The organism is Francisella sp. AG1 (assembly GCF_057683165.1).
The window spans coordinates 1,530,062-1,547,990 of the sequence record NZ_CM173135.1 but is presented as its reverse complement, the minus strand read 5'-3'; the positions used below and the strand labels follow the sequence as shown (position 1 = coordinate 1,547,990).

The following is a 17,929-nucleotide window of genomic DNA, read 5'->3' as shown; positions in this document are numbered from 1 at the left end:
TTTCCTCCTAACTAAGATTTTGATTTATCTTGTTGCCATTCTGGATGTGCATTTTTAGGTCCAAGAGCATAGTCATCAAATTCATCTGTTTGTATCACAGCACTCACTTTTTCTGCCATTTCTTCAAGCTTTTTATTTTCAGTAGCTGTGATTATGTTTTTATCTAAAGCTTCTTTGGTTAAAGTTGACCAGTGTGCTTTCGGCAAATCACCATTTTTTATAGCTTGAGAGATTTTGGCTTTAATTGAGCTAGCATCAAGTACTGCTTGGAATGCATTTTCAACTCTACCAATTGGATCATTGTTATTATTTGGGATGTAGCATTTATCTTTCATCCACTGACGAGTTTTGTTATTAGCTATTAATTCTTCGCATAGTCTAGCATCTAGTTTATCTGATGGCTTTCTAAATTTTCTACCATATGGAAAAACAAATAATTTCATTTTTATACCAAATACTCTATTTGGAAAATTTCTAAATAAATTAAGCATAGTTTGTTGTGCTTGATATAAGCAATATTTTAAACTCCACTCAACGAATACTTCATCATCAGCTTTTTCACCAGTATCTTTATAATACTTTAATACTGCGCATGCCATATATAAGTAGCTCATAATATCACCAAGTCTTGCGGAAAGTCTTTCTTTGCGCTTTAATCCAGCACCAAGTAAAGTAAGAGATACATCATTTACATAAGCATATGCTGTACTCATGTGGGAAATATTTTTGTAGTATCTGTTAAATTTACCATTAAAACCTGGGGCTGTGAAGCCACCACTTAACCCATACCAAAGAGTACGTGTACCATTGCTACACATATAAAAAATATGTTTTTTAAGGTTTGTTGTAAATGTTTTTTCATCAGAGTTCATCAGCGCCTCTATTTCATTACGTATATATGGGTGACAACGCATAGCACCTTGACCAAAAATCATTAGGTTTCTTGTCATAATATTTGCACCTTCAACAGTTATTCCAATAGGAGTCGCCATATATGGTATAGCCAAGTAGTTATTTTTGCCCATGATAATCGCACGACCACCGTGTATATCTAAGGAGTTATTTAATGTAATACGTCCCATTTCCGTTAAGTGATATTTTGCGATAGCAGATGATACGGATGGTCTTAGACCAGCATCAACAGCAGCTGCAGTAAATTCACGTGTTGCATTTGAGAGGTATGCTAGTCCCGCTATCTCAGCAAGTTTTTCCTGTACTCCCTCAAATTGTGCTATTGGTACTTTAAATTGTTCACGGATACTACCATAAGCTGAGGTAATTACAGCTGACATAATGGTATTTGCTGTTCCACATGCTGGAAGTGAGACAGCTCTGCCAATAGACAAGCATTCAACTAACATTTTCCATCCCTCTCCAGCCATTTGTTGACCTCCAATGATCCATTCTATAGGAATAAAACAATTTTCAGCTTTTATGTAACCATTCATAAAAGCTTGATTTAATGGAAAGCCACGCTTACCAATTTTTAGGCCTTTATGATCATGAGGTAAAAGTGCGCAAGTTATACCTTGTTCCCCTCTTCCTTTAAGTAAACTATCAGGGTCTTCTAGTTGAAATGCTAATCCAACAAGAGTTGCTATAGGGGCTAAGGTGATATAACGCTTGTTAATATTTGTTAGTTTAATGCCTAAGGTCTTTTTACCATTAAATTCTTTATAACAGACAATACCTTTATCCGGTAAAGATGTTGCATCTGAGCCTGCTGTGGGCCCAGTAAGGGCAAAGCAAGGAATCTCATCACCAGCAGCTAGGCGTGGTAGATAGTGATTTTTTTGTTTATCCGTACCATAATGATGTAAAAGCTCTCCTGGTCCAAGAGAGTTTGGCACCATTACCGAAATTGCTGCTGTGACACTCTTTGTGGCTAATTTCATTACTACTTCAGAGTGAGCTGCAGCTGAGAAACCTTTGCCGCCATATTTTTTGTCAATTACTAAACCAAGAAAACCCTTGTTGCGAATGAAGTTCCAAGCTTCTACTGTTAAATCTTTATCAATATAATTAATTTTCCAATCATCAAGCATTGAACAAAGTTCAGTTGTTTCATTATTAAGAAAATCTCGTTCTTCATTTGAAAGTTCAAATTTTTGCAAGTTATGTAGTTTATTGAAGTTAGGCTTACCTTGAAAAATTTCTCGTTCAAACCAGTCATTACCAGCATTTAAAGCAGTTTGCTCAGTTTTCGAAATTGAAGGCATTGATTTTTTTGCCATCTTATAAATTTTGTTGAACATTTTGACTCCTTAAACAAAAATGCTTAATTATTTATATTTTTCTGCATATTCTTTTTGTAATGCTTTTATATCTATTTTCCCAACAGTATTTTTTGGTAGTTCAGTTACAAAAATAATTTTTCTAGGCAACTTGTAGTGAGCAAGTTTAGATTCACAGTAAGTTAAGAGTTTTTTCTTTGTAAGTTTTTTATCAGTTTTTATGATAACAAATGCTACCGGCATTTCCCCCGTCTCAGCGCAAGGAACACCAATTATAGCAGCATCCTCTACACTAGGATGGTCAATTAGTACAAGTTCTATTTCTTTTGGAAATACATTAAATCCAGATACTATAATCATATGTTTGATTCTGCCAGAAATCACTAAACGACCAAATTTATCTATATAGCCCATATCACCAGTTTTAAGCCAGCCATCATCAGTGAAATGTTCGGTGTTAATTTTAGGTAAATTCCAGAATCCGGCAGTTTTTTGTGGCCCTGTAACCCATATCTCACCAATTTTTCCTTGGTTTAAATTATTATCATGTTTATCGCGGATAGATATTTGAGTATTTGGTAGGGGGTAGCCGACACTCCCGTTGAATGGTTCATCTTCAAGAGAATTAACGGTTACTACTGGGGACATCTCTGATAAACCATATCCTTCTTTTATATTTACTCCTGTAATTTTTTTCCATTCATTAGCTACAGCTTTGGTGGTTGTCATACCGCCACTTATTGAAAGTTTAAAATTAGGGAATTTAGTTTTTCTAAATTTTTTATTATTAAGTAGAGCTATGTATAAAGTATTTACCCCAAAGATGGCTGAAAAACTATATTTATTCATTTCATTAACAAGAGAGTTTATATTTCTAGGGTTAGGTATTAAGATTTGTAGAGCGCCTGAAAAATAGAAAACAAACAGATTAGCAGTCAAACTAAATATATGATAGATAGGTAAAGCGTTTATAATGATTTGTTCATTTGTTTTTATACCAAAACCTTTAGTCCAAGCTTGTATCTGGTATATATTTGCAACTATATTCTGATGCAATAGAATAGTTCCTTTGGGAGTGCCAGTTGTACCGCTTGAATATTGTAAAGCTGCAATGTCATTATTATTTATTGTTATATTTGAATAGTTAGCTTTTATGTTTGTGTTTATGGCATCATAAAAATTATCGAATTTGTCTTTTGAATATTTTTCTTTCATGCCTTTTAGGTATTTAACAATTAATGAGATGATTTGTTTTTTGGGGCTAGAGTATAGGTCGGCTATGTGGGTGACCATTTTATGTTTTAAATCAGGGCATTCATCAGCTATTTGTTCAACATTATGGGCTATGAATGAGAGTACAATAATTCCTGTAGCTTTAGAATCTTGGAGGATAGCTTTAATTTCTTTGCTAGTATATAAGGGGTTTATATTTATAAATACACAACCTAGTTTTATAAGCGCAAAGATGGTTATTGGAAATTGTAATATATTTGGTAGCATAATAGCGATATGCTGACCTTTTATAACTCCCCACTTAGTTTGTAAGTATCCAGCTAGTAAGTCTGAATAGTTATCAACTTGACTATATGTAAGCTTTTGGCCTTGGCAGATTAGGGCTGTTTTGTCAGGAAAGTCTTTTAAGACTGAGTTAAGTAGATCTTTTAATGTGGTCTGGGGAATATCAATATTACGAGCAATTTGATTTGGATAGTTTTGAATATTCTTTAGTTGATCCATAAGTATATTCCTTAATAAGCAGTACTTTTTTAAAAAAAAACTATAGCTAATAATTTCATTATATTGAATCATAAATTCTTTATCCATTAATTTTAGTTAATAAGTAAATAGTTTTGAGGATAAGGTTAATTTTGCTAGTAATTTTTTTGCAATAAAATGCTATACAACTTGTAATATAATTTATAATTAGAGTATTAAATATCGACGTAAATTATATGAGATGAAAATTTATCACAACCCTAAATGCTCAAAATCACGCCAAGCTAAGCAAGCCTTAGAGTTAGCTAATATAGATTATGATATACATTTGTATCTTAGTAATCCATTGAGTGAGAAAAATTTAGAAGATTTGCTACAAAAGCTTAACCTTAATATAAAAAATATTATTAGAGTAAAAGAGGATATGTGGAAAAATGATTTCAAAGGTAATGAATATTCAGATGCTGAGCTTATTAGAATAGTTTCTGAAAACCCTAGGTTATTGGAACGTCCAATTATAGAACATAATGGGTTTGCTGTAATAGCAAGGTCAGAAGACAAAATTAGAGAAATATTAAATACTTACTAGAATTATGGTAGTATTTGAGAGTTGAATTTATCTATCGGGAGAAATGTTTGTATGAATAAAATTATTTACACGATTACAGATGAGGCGCCAGCATTAGCTACAGGCTCATTTTTGCCAATTATTGAGAAAATAACTGGTTCGGCTGATATCGCTATTGAAACAAAAGATATATCTTTAGCTGCGCGAGTCTTAGCAATTTTCAGTGAATATTTAACTGAAGAACAAAGTTGCTCTGATGATTTAGCTGTCCTTGGTGAGTTGGCAAAGACTCCAGAGGCTAATATTATTAAATTACCTAACATCAGTGCTTCAATTCCACAGTTAGTAGCTGCTATAGAAGAGTTGCAGGCTAAAGGTTATAAGATACCGAGTTACCCAGCAGAGCCAAGAAATGACGAAGAAAAGGAGCTCAAAGCGCGTTTTGGTAAGGTGTTAGGTAGTGCAGTAAATCCAGTTTTAAGAGAGGGTAACTCTGATCGTAGAGTTGCTAAAGCTGTAAAAGAATATGCTGAGAAACATCCGCACGCTATGGGTGAATGGTCAAAAGATTCAAATTCTCATGTAGCTAGTATGAGTGATAATGATTTTTATGCCAATGAAAAATCTTACATTACACCTAAAGCAACAACTGTAAAAATAGTTCATATTGATGTTAAAGGTAAAAAAACTATTTTAAAAGAGAATCTAAAGTTAGAAGAAAAAGAGATAATAGATGCTACTAAAATTTCTATAAAAGCACTAAGAGAATTTTATAAATCTGAAATTGCTAAGGCTAAAAAAGAGGGAACTTTACTTTCTCTTCACTTGAAAGCTACAATGATGAAAATTTCAGACCCTATACTGTTTGGTCATGCCGTAGAGATATTCTTTGCTGATGTATTTAAGAAATATGCTAAAGAATTTAAAGAACTTGGTGTAAATTCTCGTAATGGTTGGGGTGATGCTATAGAAAAAATCAAAAAACTTCCAGAAGATATTCAAAATAAGATTAATTCGGATGTTGAGAAAGTATTTGCAAAGCAGCCGGATATTGCAATGGTGAATTCTGATAAAGGAATTACAAACCTTAATGTTCCAAGTGATGTGATTATTGATGCTTCAATGCCGGCGGCAATCCGCTCATCAGGTCAGATGTGGAATAAAGAAGGTAATCTTCAAGATATGAAGGCGATGATTCCTGATAGATGTTATGCTGGCGTATATGCTGCAACTATTGATTTTTGTAAAAAAAATGGCGCGTTTGATGTTGCCACAATGGGTGATGTTTCTAATGTAGGGTTAATGGCAAAGAAAGCTGAAGAATATGGATCGCACGATAAAACTTTTGAGATTCAGGCAGATGGAAAAGTAGATATTATTGATGTGAATGATGAAGTTATTTTGACTCATAATGTCGAAAAAGGAGATGTTTGGAGAGCGTGTCAAACTAAAGATATTGCGATAAGAGACTGGGTTAAATTGGCTGTAAATAGAGCTAGGGTCACTCAGAATCCTGCTGTATTTTGGTTGGATACAAATCGTGCTCATGATAGAAATCTTATATCTAAGGTGCAAGAGTATTTAGCAAAGCATGATACTACCGGTTTGGATATCCAAATTTTGGCACCTATTGAGGCTACAAAATATTCTTTAAAGCGTGTTAAAGAAGGCAAAAACACTATCTCTGTAACAGGTAATGTTTTAAGAGATTACTTAACAGACCTTTTCCCAATTTTAGAACTTGGAACAAGTGCTAAAATGTTGTCAATAGTACCTTTGTTGGCTGGAGGAGGGTTGTTTGAGACAGGTGCTGGAGGTTCTGCCCCTAAACATGTTGAACAGCTTCTTCAAGAAAACCATTTAAGATGGGATTCTTTAGGAGAGTTTTTAGCATTAGGTGCATCTTTGGAGGACTTGGCTATTAAAACTCGTGATGCAAAAGTTAAAGTTTTGGCAGAGACTCTAGATCAAGCAAATAAAGCTTTCCTTGAAAAGGATAAATCTCCTCGCCGTAAGGTAGGCGATCTTGATACACGTGGAAGCCATTTTTACTTAGCATTTTATTGGATTGGGGCATTAGCTAATCAGACTAGTAATACTGAATTAAAAGCAAAATTTGAGCCAATTTATAATGAGTTGATAGTTAATGAAGATAAAATTGTTAAAGAATTGACTAATGTACAAGGTAAGAAAGTTGATATTGGTGGGTATTACTATCCTAACATGTCTAAACTTTATAACATTATGCGACCAAGTAAAACTTTAAATACTATTTTAGCTAAATTATAGCTAGTTTTTGAGTAAATTATTTAATCTCTAGTTATGTTATACTTCTCATTAAGTATAATAATCTATTTATTTAGCTATGAAAGCGAAAACCTTATTCTCACTTATGGAGCTTTTTTGGAATATTTTAAAGGATATTTTTGTTCTATTTATTCTATTATTATTTGTGTTATTTAGTAAGATTTTAATGTTAGTTATGAGGATGATTAATAAAATCTTGAAGATAACTGGTATTAAAAAACGTTTGATGCAATAACTATACGCTATGAATTACAGTAAAAATCTATGTACGCAATATTTAAATCAAATCCCTACTAAACTTCGTGGTAAATATATATCTCTTTTAAAGAATGGTAATGTATCTAATAAAGTTGTATTCAAAGAAATCGAAGCTCTTATAGACCAAGTCAAAGCAAATAATTTGCCTAAAATAGCTTACCCTGATTTACCGGTTGCTGACAAAGTTGCTGATATTAAAGGTCTTATTAGAGAAAATCAAGTGGTCGTTGTTGCCGGTGAAACTGGCTCTGGCAAATCTACACAGTTACCTAAAATATGCCTAGACCTTGGTTTAGGTAGGCGGGGGTTGATTGGTCATACTCAACCACGGCGACTTGCTGCTAGATCTATAGCAAGTAGAGTGGCAAGTGAAATAGGTGACCAGTCGAGAGTCTCTTATAAAATTCGTTTTTCAGATCAAACTAGTGAAAGCACTTTAGTTAAAGTTATGACGGATGGTGTACTACTGTCTGAGATAAAAAATGATAGGTTTTTATCTAAGTATGAAGCAATTATTATTGATGAAGCACATGAGAGAAGTTTAAATATAGATTTTCTTTTAGGTTGTATAAAGAAAATTTTACCATTTAGGCCGGATTTAAAGATTATTATCACATCGGCAACAATTGATCATCAGAAGTTTATTAAATATTTTGATACTGCGAAAGATATTACGGTAAGTGGTAGAACTTATCCTGTAAAGATTAGTTATCAAAATGATGAGGATTTTAGTGATTTTTCTTTGCAAGAAAGGATTTTATATGCGATCGATGATCTAGGTCGAGGAGATATATTAGTTTTTTTACCAACTGAGAGGGATATTCATGAAACTTTGGCTTATTTAAATAAGCAGGATCTTAGGTTCACAGAGGTTTTACCTTTGTTCTCACGTCTATCCAATAAAGATCAAAATAAAATCTTTAATCCAGAGGGTTCAGTACGTAGGATTATTTTAGCAACGAATGTTGCTGAGACATCTTTGACAGTTCCACGAATAAAGTATGTAATAGATTCTGGTTTGGCTAGAGTTAGTAGATATAGTTATCGCACTAAAGTGCAACGCTTACCGATAGAAAAGATTTCTCAAGCTAGTGCAAATCAAAGAGCAGGTAGATGTGGTAGATTATCTGCTGGAGTATGTGTGCGTTTGTATAGTGAAGAAGATTTTTCATCGCGTAAAAAGTTTACGGACCCTGAAATATTACGAACTAATTTGGCATCTGTTATTTTACAAATGCTATTTTTAAAATTAGGCAACATTCAAGATTTTCCTTTTATTGATCCTCCTGATGTGAGGTTTGTTAAAGATGGCTATAAGCTTCTTTTTGAACTACAAGCTATTTCAGAATTAAATTATTCCAAGCCAAATATTACTGCAGATGGTTTGAAAATGGCTATGATGCCATTAGACCCTAAACTCGCAAAGATAGTTATAGAGGGGTATAGGCAAGGATGTTTGAAAGAAGTGGTCTCAATAGTTAGTTTTTTAAGTGTACAAGATCCTCGTGAGCGGCCCTTAAGCTTTCAACAAAAAGCAGATGAAAAGCATTCAGTAGATAAAGATAAAGCTTCTGATTTCATTGCTATATTAAATTTAGCAACTAGGCTTAGTGTTGATTTGAAAAACTTATCAAATCGAGAGAAAAAAGAATATTTTAAGAAAAATTTTATATCAGCCATTAGGTTTAATGAGTGGAATGATGTTTATAGACAAGTTATAGAAGTTGTACATGGGCTTAAATGGAAGCTTTCATCAAGTATAGAACTTAATTACGAGGGCTTACATAAGGCTATAGCGAGTGGTTTTTTAAGCAATATTGGTCAGCTTAATGATAATGCTGAGTATATGGGTGCAAGAGCACTTAAATTTTTCATATTTCCCGGATCATCGCAGTTTAAGAAAAAACCAAAATGGTTATTAGCTTCTGAAATTGTTGAAACGACCAAAACATATGCCCGTAATGTTGCTAAGATAGAACCGGAATGGTTGGAGAATTTAGCTAAACATTTAATTAAAAAGAAGTATGATGAACCTATTTGGAGTAAGAAACGTAGCTCAGTGGTAGCTAATCAAAGAATTACGCTTTATGGTTTAGAGATTGTTGCAAAGAGATCTATACAGTACTCAAATGTTGATATTGAATGCGCACGGGAGATATTTATTCGAGAAGCTCTAGTCAATGGTGAATTTGAAACAGAAGCATATTTTTATAAGCAAAATCTGAAACTTATTGATAAGGTTGAGGAATTAGAGCATAAGTCACGTAGAAGAGATATTTTAGTTGATGAGCAGGTGATGTTTGAGCATTATGATAGTTTTATACCTAGAGATGTTTGTTGTGGAGTGAGTTTTGACAAATGGCTTAGGAAAATTTCAAAAGAAGAGCAGCAAAAGTTTGTTTATGATCCTGATAAGTTGATGCAACATGATGCTAAAAATATCACTCAACAAAAATATCCTGATATTTTATCTGTTGGTAATATGAACTTGCCATTAGAATATCATTTTGACCCTTTGGATGAGAAAGATGGTGCCACAGTTACGTTGCCATTAGCTTTTTTAAATGATATTACTCCAGCTATTATCGAGTGGGGGGTATATGGTTTTCTTCATGATAAAATAGTTGCTTTATTAAGAGCCTTGCCAAAAAATATACGTAAAAACTGTGTTCCAGTGCCAACATATGCTCAAGCAATATTTGAATCTTTGGAATTTGAAAAAGACCGTAATAATCCATTAAAAGTAGTTATTGCCAAGCATATAACCAGATTGATTGGTTTTATTGTTGATGAAACTGTATGGCAAAATATTGAGCTTGAAAATTATTTAATTCTTAATATAAAGGTTATAGATAAGAAAGGAAAAGTATTAGCCGTTAGTAAAGATATTGAAGAATTGAAGCAAAAATTAAATAATCTGATACAGAAGCCATCAAAAGTAGTAGAATCAAAAATTTTTTATGATTGGGATTTTGCTGATATTAAAAGAATAAGTCAAATAAAAGAATATGGAATAAGTGTAAAAGTATATAACTGTATTGAGCTATATAAGGAAGGTGTGAAAATATCATATAAAGCGACACAACAGGAAGCTCAATCGACAATGAAAAGAGCCTTGTTGAGGCTAGTTGAGCTAAGATTGCAAGGTAAGTTAAAGCAAAATTTTAACAAAAATGATTTAGCAAGTCTGTCTACCTCTCTAAAGATGAGCCAGTCAAAAGATATGCTAATAGCTAGAGCTATAGAGCTAAGTTTTTTTAGAGATGTGGAGTTGCCATATACTAAAGATGAGTTTGAAAAGTTTTATAATATAGGTATTACTTCTTTTGAAGCTACTAAGCAAGAGCTTGAATCATTGCTGGTTGATGTATATAAGTATAAAACTCAACTTGAGAATAAGCTTAATATAAAGAAAATACCACTTAATTATATTCAGCTGTTTAGTGATGTTAGGAAAGAGCTAAGCGAACTATTTCCCTCAGACTTTTTAAGTTTTCCTATTGTTTATTTACAAAGGTATAAATATTATATTCAAGCTTTAGAAAATCGGCTTGAAAAAGCAAAAGTAAATATTAATAGAGATAAAGGATATCAAATTGAGGCTGATGAATTGAAGTCGAAATTAGAGAAGAAAATAGCCGCAAATCATCTTGAAAAAAAATCTGAAAATTTTACGGATGTATATTTTTTGATAAAGGAGTTGTGGATATCATGGTATTTACAAAATGTTAAAACTATACAATCTGTTTCACAAAAGAAAATTATGGCTAATATTAATCAAATATAGTTAAGGACATTATATTTTGATATAATTTTGCTATTATTACGACTTTGATTATATCTGATGATATCTTTTTATGATAAGAGAGTGCTTAACTTCTTTATAATTATTTTTTTAACAATTGTTACTGTTAATTGGACTTTCTATATTTTTAAAGAGTCGGTGGATTTATACTTCTTATTTCTAGTTATCTTTTTAAGAAGCTTAAGCTCTTTTCTATTACTTAGAGATTATATGGCAAGTTGGAGGAAATCTACGCAAAAAACCTTTTTAAGAAAGGTATTTATCAATATCCCTATTTTTTTAATTGTCGCACCGTTGTTTTATGGTCGTATAAGATTTCCTCTGATTTTTTCGGAATTTTTATTTTATGTATTTTTGATTAATTTGAGTGTGTATCTCTATTGGTATATTACTAATAGAAGCTTAACAGATAAAACTAAGATGGCTATTATCTATGGGGCAGGAGTAGCTGGTGCTAAGATAGCTCAAGAGCTTCAGGGAACAGGGTATAGAATAAAATGTTTTGTTGATGATGACAGATCTCTTCAAAAAAGAAGTATTGATGGTAAAAAAGTTTTATCTAAACTTGAACTGAAAAAAATGCTTCTATCCTCTAAATTTGATCTTTTAGTAATTGCTTTGCCACGAGCAGCTAATCAGAAGATTAAAAAAATTTATAAAAACCTAGAGAAAGACTTTAAACAAATAAAAATAATGCCTCCTCTTGAAGATGTTTTACAAGATGAGAGTTTTATGTCTCAACTTAAACCAGTTTCTGTTTATGATTTGTTATCTCGTGATTCTAAAAGCCTAGATAAGCAAACTATTTCTGATTTCATTAAGGATAAGATTGTATTAGTAACTGGCGCAGGAGGAAGTATTGGGTCGGAGATTGTAAGGCAATGTATTAAATATGAGGCTAAGCAAATAATTTTGGTTGATCATAGTGAGTTTAATTTGTATAAAATATCAGAAGAGTGTTCTTACTATAATATAAATAGCATTTTATGTTCGGTTTGTGATAGATCCGCTTTTCGAAAAATTTTTGAAAAATATACGCCTAATGTAGTTTTTCATGCAGCAGCATATAAGCATGTACCATTGGTTGAAGAAAATATTTCACGAGCAATTAAAAATAATATTTCAGGGACTAAAAATTCTATTGATTTGGCGATAGCATCTAAAGTTGAGTCGTTTATTTTAGTTTCAACTGATAAAGCTGTACGTCCAACTAATGTAATGGGAGCTACTAAACGCATATGTGAATTATATTTGCAGAATGTTGATTCTAAAGGCACAAAGCTTGCCGCTGTAAGGTTTGGTAATGTCTTGGGTAGTAGTGGTAGTGTTATTCCTAAGTTTGAGGAGCAAGTTAGAAGTGGCGGTCCCTTAACTGTGACTCATCCAGAAATAACAAGGTATTTCATGCTTATCCCTGAGGCTTGTGAGCTTGTACTTCAGGCTGGAGCTATTGCAGAAAATTCTGAGGTTTTTGTTTTAGATATGGGTAAGCCTGTAAAAATTATTGATTTAGCCAAACAGTTTATAAAACTCTCTGGTAGAGAGGATGTTGGTATTGAAATAATTGGGTTAAGGCCTGGTGAAAAGCTTTATGAAGAACTTCAAGTTGATGAAAATGATGTTCGTACTGAATATAAAGATATTGTCATTGGTCGTAAAACTTTTTATGACATAGAATTGTTAAATAATGAATTAAAAGAACTATTTGCTGTAGATGCGGATATTCAGGTTAAAATTTTAAAAAAAATAGTCCCAGAGTTCAATCATAAATTAAATAGGTAAAATAAATGTTTTATAAATTATTTAAGAGGCTGCTAGATATATTTCTTTCACTACTTGGAGTTATTATTTTAAGCCCTATTTTTTTGTTGCTGTTTTTTTTGATAAAAAGAGATTCTAAAGGTCCTGTTTTATTTAAACAAAAAAGATTCGGTCAGAATAAGAAGTTTTTTTATATTTATAAATTTAGAACTATGTATGTTGATACTCCAAAAGATATGCCAACGCATATGTTGCAAGATCCCAGTAAGTGTATTACAAAGGTAGGTGTTTTTTTGCGTAAAACATCCTTGGATGAGTTACCACAGATATTTAATATTTTGAAAGGTGATATGAGTATGGTCGGTCCGCGACCTGCGCTATGGAATCAGGATGATTTGATCTCTAAAAGAGATGAATATGGAGCTAATGCTATACCTGTGGGTCTTACTGGTTGGGCACAGATTAACGGACGGGATGAACTCTCAATAGATGTTAAGGCTAAACTTGACGGTTATTATGCAGAGCATAAGAACCTTTGGTTGGATATTAAATGCATCTTTTTAACTGTGTTTTCTGTTTTTGCAAAGAAAGGTGTCATTGAAGGTGGAACTGGATCAATTGATAAGGGAAAAGAAGATCGGTGAAAAAAATTTTGATAACAGGTCTTAATAGCTATATAGGCAATTCTTTTGCGATAAAATATCAAGCGTGTTTTGATATAAAAACAATATCTTTGAAAGGTGGCCAAGCTTGGAAGAAGTTAGATTTTTCTATCTATGATTGTGTACTACATGTTGCAGGTATTGCACATACATCAAAAAATCCTTCACTTGAAGGTAGCTACTATAAAATAAATACTGATTTAACTTTTGAAGTTGCTCAAAAAGCAAAAAAAGAAGGTGTGGGACAGTTTATATTTATGAGTAGTATTATTATATATGGTGATAGTGCGCCTATTGGTATGAGTAAGGTTCTTGATAAGAATACTGTGCCTAAGCCAGATGATTTTTATGGCAATAGTAAATTGCAAGCAGAAAAAAAGCTTGCTATATTAAGCTCGAATAAGTTTAAAGTAGCTATAATTAGACCTCCAATGATATATGGGGAAAATTCAAAAGGGAATTATCCTAAATTAATTAAGTTAGCAAAATTTGCTATTGTATTCCCAAAGATAGAAAACCAAAGAAGTGTACTGCATATCAATAATTTAATTGATGAAATTAGTAATATAGTGATTAGTGGAACACAAGGTATTTTTATGCCGCAAGATGATGAATATTTCTGTACATCAAAATTTATAAAAGATTATAGAAAAACTCTCGGTAAAAAAACATATTTAATATCTATATTTAATCCATTTATAAAGGCTCTGTCTAAGAAAGTAGGGATTATAAATAAATTGTTTGGTAATTTAACTTACAAAAAATAGATTCAATCATCTGTTATCGTAACTGATAAATCAAGTAGAGAAATCTATAAAAAAGTATTATAATTCTAGGTATGTTTTTTAAAAAAATAGCTAATTCTAACGTGATAAATGTAATTCTATGCGGTGGCAGTGGCACCAGGCTCTGGCCGATTAGTAGAAAGCTCTTGCCTAAGCAGTTTGTAAAAATGTTTGATGGTCAATCTTTATTTCAGCACACAATAGAGCGAAATTCAAATTTATGTAGTTCAAGTCTTGTGGTGTCTAATTCGGAACAATTGTTTTTGGCTAAAGACCAACTTAGTGATCTAAGGATGTCAGAGACTAGTTCTTTTATTGTTGAACCAGTTGGTAGGAATACAGCTCCAGCTGTAGCGCTGGCTTGTATGAGTGTTAATGAGGAAGATATTGTTTTTATCACGCCAGCTGATCATATGATTAATAATGATGATAGCTATAAGCAAGTTTTATTACAGGCTAAAGGTATGGCGGAGAAAGGATTTCTCGTCACATTTGGTATAACTCCAGATCATGCAAATACTGGTTTTGGTTATATAGAAGCAACGCCTGAGGGAGATGTTGAGAATTTCCATGAAAAACCTAGTTTAGAAAAAGCAGAGAAATATCTTAAACAAGGTAATTATTACTGGAATTCAGGAATGTTTATGTTTAAGGCTGGGATTCTTTTAAAAGAGCTTAAAAAATATTCTCCAGAGATTTACGCAGCTTCAAAAACAGCATTGGAAAATGCCAAAAAGAATGGTGGTTGTGTCAATTTAGAAGATATGTCGAAAATTCCTGAAGATTCTATTGATTATGCGGTCATGGAAAGGTCAGATAAAATTAAAATGGTAGCTGCAGATATCTGTTGGAGTGATGTTGGTAGCTTTGATTCTTTGTTTGAGCATATGGAAAAAGATGAACAAGGTAATGCTGTTAATAGTGAGCATATATGTATAGATAGTAAAAATAATCTTATTTATGGGACTGAGAAGAAAATAGCTACGGTAGGAATCGATGATCTTATTATTGTAGATACTGGCGATGCACTTTTGATTTCTAAAAAAGGAAGTTCTCAACGAGTCAAAGAAGTTGTGGCAATGCTTGATGAAAACCTTAAGAATATTCATCTGACTGCACATAGGCCATGGGGTACTTATACTGTACTTGAAGATAGCCCAGGTTATAAAATAAAAAAAATACAAGTCTCTCCAGGTAAGAGATTATCTTTACAGAAACATTATCATAGAAGTGAGCATTGGATAGTTGTTTCTGGAACAGCAATTGTAACTATAGGTGAAAAAGAATCTATTGTTAGACCTAACGAATCTGTCTATATAAAAATGGGTGAAATTCATAGGTTAGAGAATAAAGGTAAATTACCGGTAGTCCTTATAGAGGCTCAAGTAGGAGAGTATACTGGTGAAGATGATATTGTTCGTTTAAAAGATGAATATAATAGAAATTAAATTAAATTAAATAAGAATAAGGGTTAATATGAAAAAAGTAGCGTTAATAACTGGTATTACAGGTCAAGATGGGTCTTACTTAGCAGAGTTTCTTTTAAAAAAAGGGTATGAAGTGCATGGTGTTAAAAGAAGAAGTTCGCTTTTTAATACTGATAGGATAGATCATTTATATCAAGATCCACATGTTGAAAATGCTAATTTTATTTTACACTTTGGTGATATGACAGATTCTATGAATTTGACAAAAATTATTGCAGATACTCAGCCAGATGAGATTTATAATTTAGCAGCTATGAGTCATGTACATGTTAGTTTTGATATTCCTGAGTATGTTTGTAATGCAGATGGTGCAGGTACTTTGAGAATATTGGAGGCAGTTAGACTCTTAGGTTTAGAGAAGAAAACTAGAATATATCAAGCAAGCACATCGGAACTTTATGGTAAAGTGCAAGAAGTTCCTCAAACTGAAACTACTCCATTTTATCCAAGATCACCATATGCTGTAGCTAAAATGTATGCATATTGGATAACTGTTAACTATAGAGAAGCATATGGTATGTATGCTTGTAATGGTATTTTATTTAATCATGAATCGCCTGTTAGAGGTGAGACTTTTGTGACTAGAAAAATTACACGTGCAGCATCTAAGATAGCTCTTAATCTTCAAGAGAAATTATATCTTGGTAATTTAGATGCAAAAAGAGACTGGGGGCATGCTAAAGACTATGTCAGAATGATGTGGATGATACTACAGGCTGAGCAACCAGAAGATTGGGTGATTGCTACTGGTCAAACTACAACTGTTAGAGATTTTGTGAAATTGGCGTTTAGTTATGCTGGGATTGAGCTGAAATTTGATGGAGAGGGTGTTGATGAGATGGGTATAGTTGCATCTGTAGATGTTCAAAGAGCCGCTGAGTTGAATCTAGATCTTTCACATTTACAGGTTGGTCAAACTGTAGTTTTGGTAGATCCTAGATACTTTAGGCCAACAGAAGTTGATCTTTTGATTGGCGATCCAGCAAAAGCTGAAACAAAGCTTGGTTGGAATAGAGAATATAATCTGAAAGATTTGGTTGATGATATGATGCAATCAGATCTAAAAATGATGACTAAAGATTTATATCTACAAAAAGGTGGCTACAAGACTATGAGCTATTTTGAATAGAGGCATTGTGATGAATAAAAATAGTAAAATTTATGTTGCTGGCCATAGAGGTTTGGTTGGCTCAGCTATTATAAAAAACTTACAAGCTAGAGGTTATGATAATCTGGTTTTTAGAACTCATGCTGAGCTTGATCTAGCAGACCAAGCTGCAGTTAGAGATTTTTTTGAGATTGAGAAGCCAGAATATGTTATTTTAGCAGCAGCAAAGGTCGGTGGGATCGTCGCAAATAACACTTATAGAGCTGAGTTTATATATGAAAATATTCAAATCCAGAATAATGTTATACATCAAAGCTATTTGAATGGTGTTAAGAAACTTCTATTTTTAGGTAGTACGTGTATATACCCTAAAGAAGCGCCCCAGCCAATGCCTGAAAATTGTTTATTAACAAGTCCATTAGAATATACAAATGAACCATACGCAATAGCTAAGATCGCAGGAATAAAAATGTGTGAAAGTTATAATCTACAGTATGGTACTAATTTTATTTCGGTCATGCCTACAAATTTATATGGACCAAACGATAATTTCGATCTTGAGAAATCACATGTTTTACCGGCCCTTATTAGGAAAATTCATCTGGCAAAACTTTTGAATGAAGGTCAAAATGATAAAGTTTTGGAAAACTTGTCAATCGACTCTCTTGATGAAGCTAAAAAGTATTTAGCAAATTTTGGAGTATCCAAAGATTCTGTAGAAATATGGGGCACTGGCAAACCTAGGCGAGAATTTCTGTATTCTGAAGATATGGCAGATGCGTGTGTTTTTTTACTTGAAAATAGGAATTTTAAAGATACTTATTCTAAAGGTGGTCAGGAAATTAGAAATACCCATATTAATATTGGTACTGGTATCGATATCTCTATTAAAGAGTTGGCGGAACTTATCAAAGAGGTGGTTGGGTTTGATGGTAAATTGGAGTTTAATTCTAGCAAGCCTGATGGCACTATGGTTAAACTTACTGACCCATCTAAGTTGCATGGTCTTGGTTGGAAGCATAAGATTGAGCTTGAAGATGGTGTGAGGAAAATTTATGAATGGTATTTGAGTTTAGCTAACGGTAGCTTAATTTAGATGAAAGCTTTAGCAAAATCCTTAAGATAATTGATGCTTTAGGGTTTAACATCATTTTTATAATATAAAAACTTAAACGGTAATATTTAGTCGATATTTGAGATCTTATAACAAATTTATTATAAGGTTATTGTTACCTTTA

Annotated in this window: 11 protein-coding genes; 9 read left to right on the top strand and 2 right to left on the bottom strand. The window is 32.6% G+C overall.

The window, feature by feature from the left end:
- Nucleotides 1-11: 11 nt before the first annotated feature.
- Nucleotides 12-2,255 carry an acyl-CoA dehydrogenase gene (locus tag ACR0PV_RS07975; RefSeq protein ID WP_488172578.1) on the bottom strand — a complete coding sequence of 748 codons (2,244 nt, stop codon included), beginning with the start codon at nt 2,253-2,255 and terminating at the stop codon, nt 12-14.
- Between the two features lie 27 nt (nt 2,256-2,282).
- Entirely contained in the window at nt 2,283-3,971 is a 1,689-nt protein-coding gene (locus tag ACR0PV_RS07970) for a long-chain-fatty-acid--CoA ligase (protein ID WP_488172577.1), read from the bottom strand.
- Between the two features lie 220 nt (nt 3,972-4,191).
- On the opposite strand from ACR0PV_RS07970, the gene ACR0PV_RS07965 reads away from it, so the two are divergent.
- The 9 genes from ACR0PV_RS07965 to ACR0PV_RS07925 all read left to right on the top strand — a co-directional run bounded on the left by ACR0PV_RS07965 (nt 4,192) and on the right by ACR0PV_RS07925 (nt 17,787).
- Nucleotides 4,192-4,539, top strand: a complete 348-nt coding sequence (locus ACR0PV_RS07965) for an ArsC/Spx/MgsR family protein (RefSeq protein WP_488172576.1) — start codon at nt 4,192-4,194, stop codon at nt 4,537-4,539.
- Nucleotides 4,540-4,590: 51 nt separating this feature from the next.
- Nucleotides 4,591-6,807: an NADP-dependent isocitrate dehydrogenase gene (locus ACR0PV_RS07960; protein WP_488172575.1), complete on the top strand. Its 2,217-nt coding sequence runs from the start codon at nt 4,591-4,593 to the stop codon at nt 6,805-6,807.
- A 262-nt stretch (nt 6,808-7,069) separates the two neighbouring features.
- Nucleotides 7,070-10,870, top strand: a complete 3,801-nt coding sequence (hrpA, locus tag ACR0PV_RS07955) for an ATP-dependent RNA helicase HrpA (RefSeq protein ID WP_488172574.1) — start codon at nt 7,070-7,072, stop codon at nt 10,868-10,870.
- Nucleotides 10,871-10,930: 60 nt separating this feature from the next.
- On the top strand, nt 10,931-12,670 hold the full coding sequence (locus ACR0PV_RS07950; RefSeq protein ID WP_488173987.1) for a polysaccharide biosynthesis protein: 1,740 nt from the start codon (nt 10,931-10,933) through the stop codon (nt 12,668-12,670).
- Nucleotides 12,671-12,675: 5 nt separating this feature from the next.
- Complete coding sequence (locus ACR0PV_RS07945) at nt 12,676-13,293, top strand: sugar transferase (protein WP_488172573.1); 618 nt, start codon at nt 12,676-12,678, stop codon at nt 13,291-13,293.
- Complete coding sequence (locus ACR0PV_RS07940; RefSeq protein ID WP_488172572.1) at nt 13,290-14,078, top strand: NAD-dependent epimerase/dehydratase family protein; 789 nt, start codon at nt 13,290-13,292, stop codon at nt 14,076-14,078. Before ACR0PV_RS07945 ends, ACR0PV_RS07940 begins: the two co-directional genes overlap by 4 nt.
- Before the next feature lie 101 nt (nt 14,079-14,179).
- The gene (locus tag ACR0PV_RS07935) at nt 14,180-15,544 is read left to right on the top strand and encodes a mannose-1-phosphate guanylyltransferase/mannose-6-phosphate isomerase (protein ID WP_488173986.1); all 1,365 of its coding nucleotides are present in this window, start codon (nt 14,180-14,182) and stop codon (nt 15,542-15,544) included.
- 28 nt (nt 15,545-15,572) lie between these two features.
- Nucleotides 15,573-16,712 carry a GDP-mannose 4,6-dehydratase gene (gmd, locus tag ACR0PV_RS07930; RefSeq protein WP_488172571.1) on the top strand — a complete coding sequence of 380 codons (1,140 nt, stop codon included), beginning with the start codon at nt 15,573-15,575 and terminating at the stop codon, nt 16,710-16,712.
- A 10-nt stretch (nt 16,713-16,722) separates the two neighbouring features.
- Nucleotides 16,723-17,787 carry a GDP-L-fucose synthase family protein gene (locus ACR0PV_RS07925; RefSeq protein WP_488172570.1) on the top strand — a complete coding sequence of 355 codons (1,065 nt, stop codon included), beginning with the start codon at nt 16,723-16,725 and terminating at the stop codon, nt 17,785-17,787.
- Nucleotides 17,788-17,929 lie beyond the last annotated feature (142 nt).

What these genes read in the sequence shown, in the direction of transcription:
- ACR0PV_RS07960 (WP_488172575.1), top strand. Translation starts at nt 4,591, where the DNA reads ATGAATAAAATTATTTACACGATTACAGATGAGGCGCCAGCATTAGCT.
- ACR0PV_RS07945 (WP_488172573.1), top strand. Translation starts at nt 12,676, where the DNA reads ATGTTTTATAAATTATTTAAGAGGCTGCTAGATATATTTCTTTCACTA.
- ACR0PV_RS07975 (WP_488172578.1), bottom strand. Translation starts at nt 2,255, where the DNA reads ATGTTCAACAAAATTTATAAGATGGCAAAAAAATCAATGCCTTCAATT.
- ACR0PV_RS07925 (WP_488172570.1), top strand. Translation starts at nt 16,723, where the DNA reads ATGAATAAAAATAGTAAAATTTATGTTGCTGGCCATAGAGGTTTGGTT.
- ACR0PV_RS07965 (WP_488172576.1), top strand. Translation starts at nt 4,192, where the DNA reads ATGAAAATTTATCACAACCCTAAATGCTCAAAATCACGCCAAGCTAAG.
- gmd (WP_488172571.1), top strand. Translation starts at nt 15,573, where the DNA reads ATGAAAAAAGTAGCGTTAATAACTGGTATTACAGGTCAAGATGGGTCT.
- ACR0PV_RS07970 (WP_488172577.1), bottom strand. Translation starts at nt 3,971, where the DNA reads ATGGATCAACTAAAGAATATTCAAAACTATCCAAATCAAATTGCTCGT.
- hrpA (WP_488172574.1), top strand. Translation starts at nt 7,070, where the DNA reads ATGAATTACAGTAAAAATCTATGTACGCAATATTTAAATCAAATCCCT.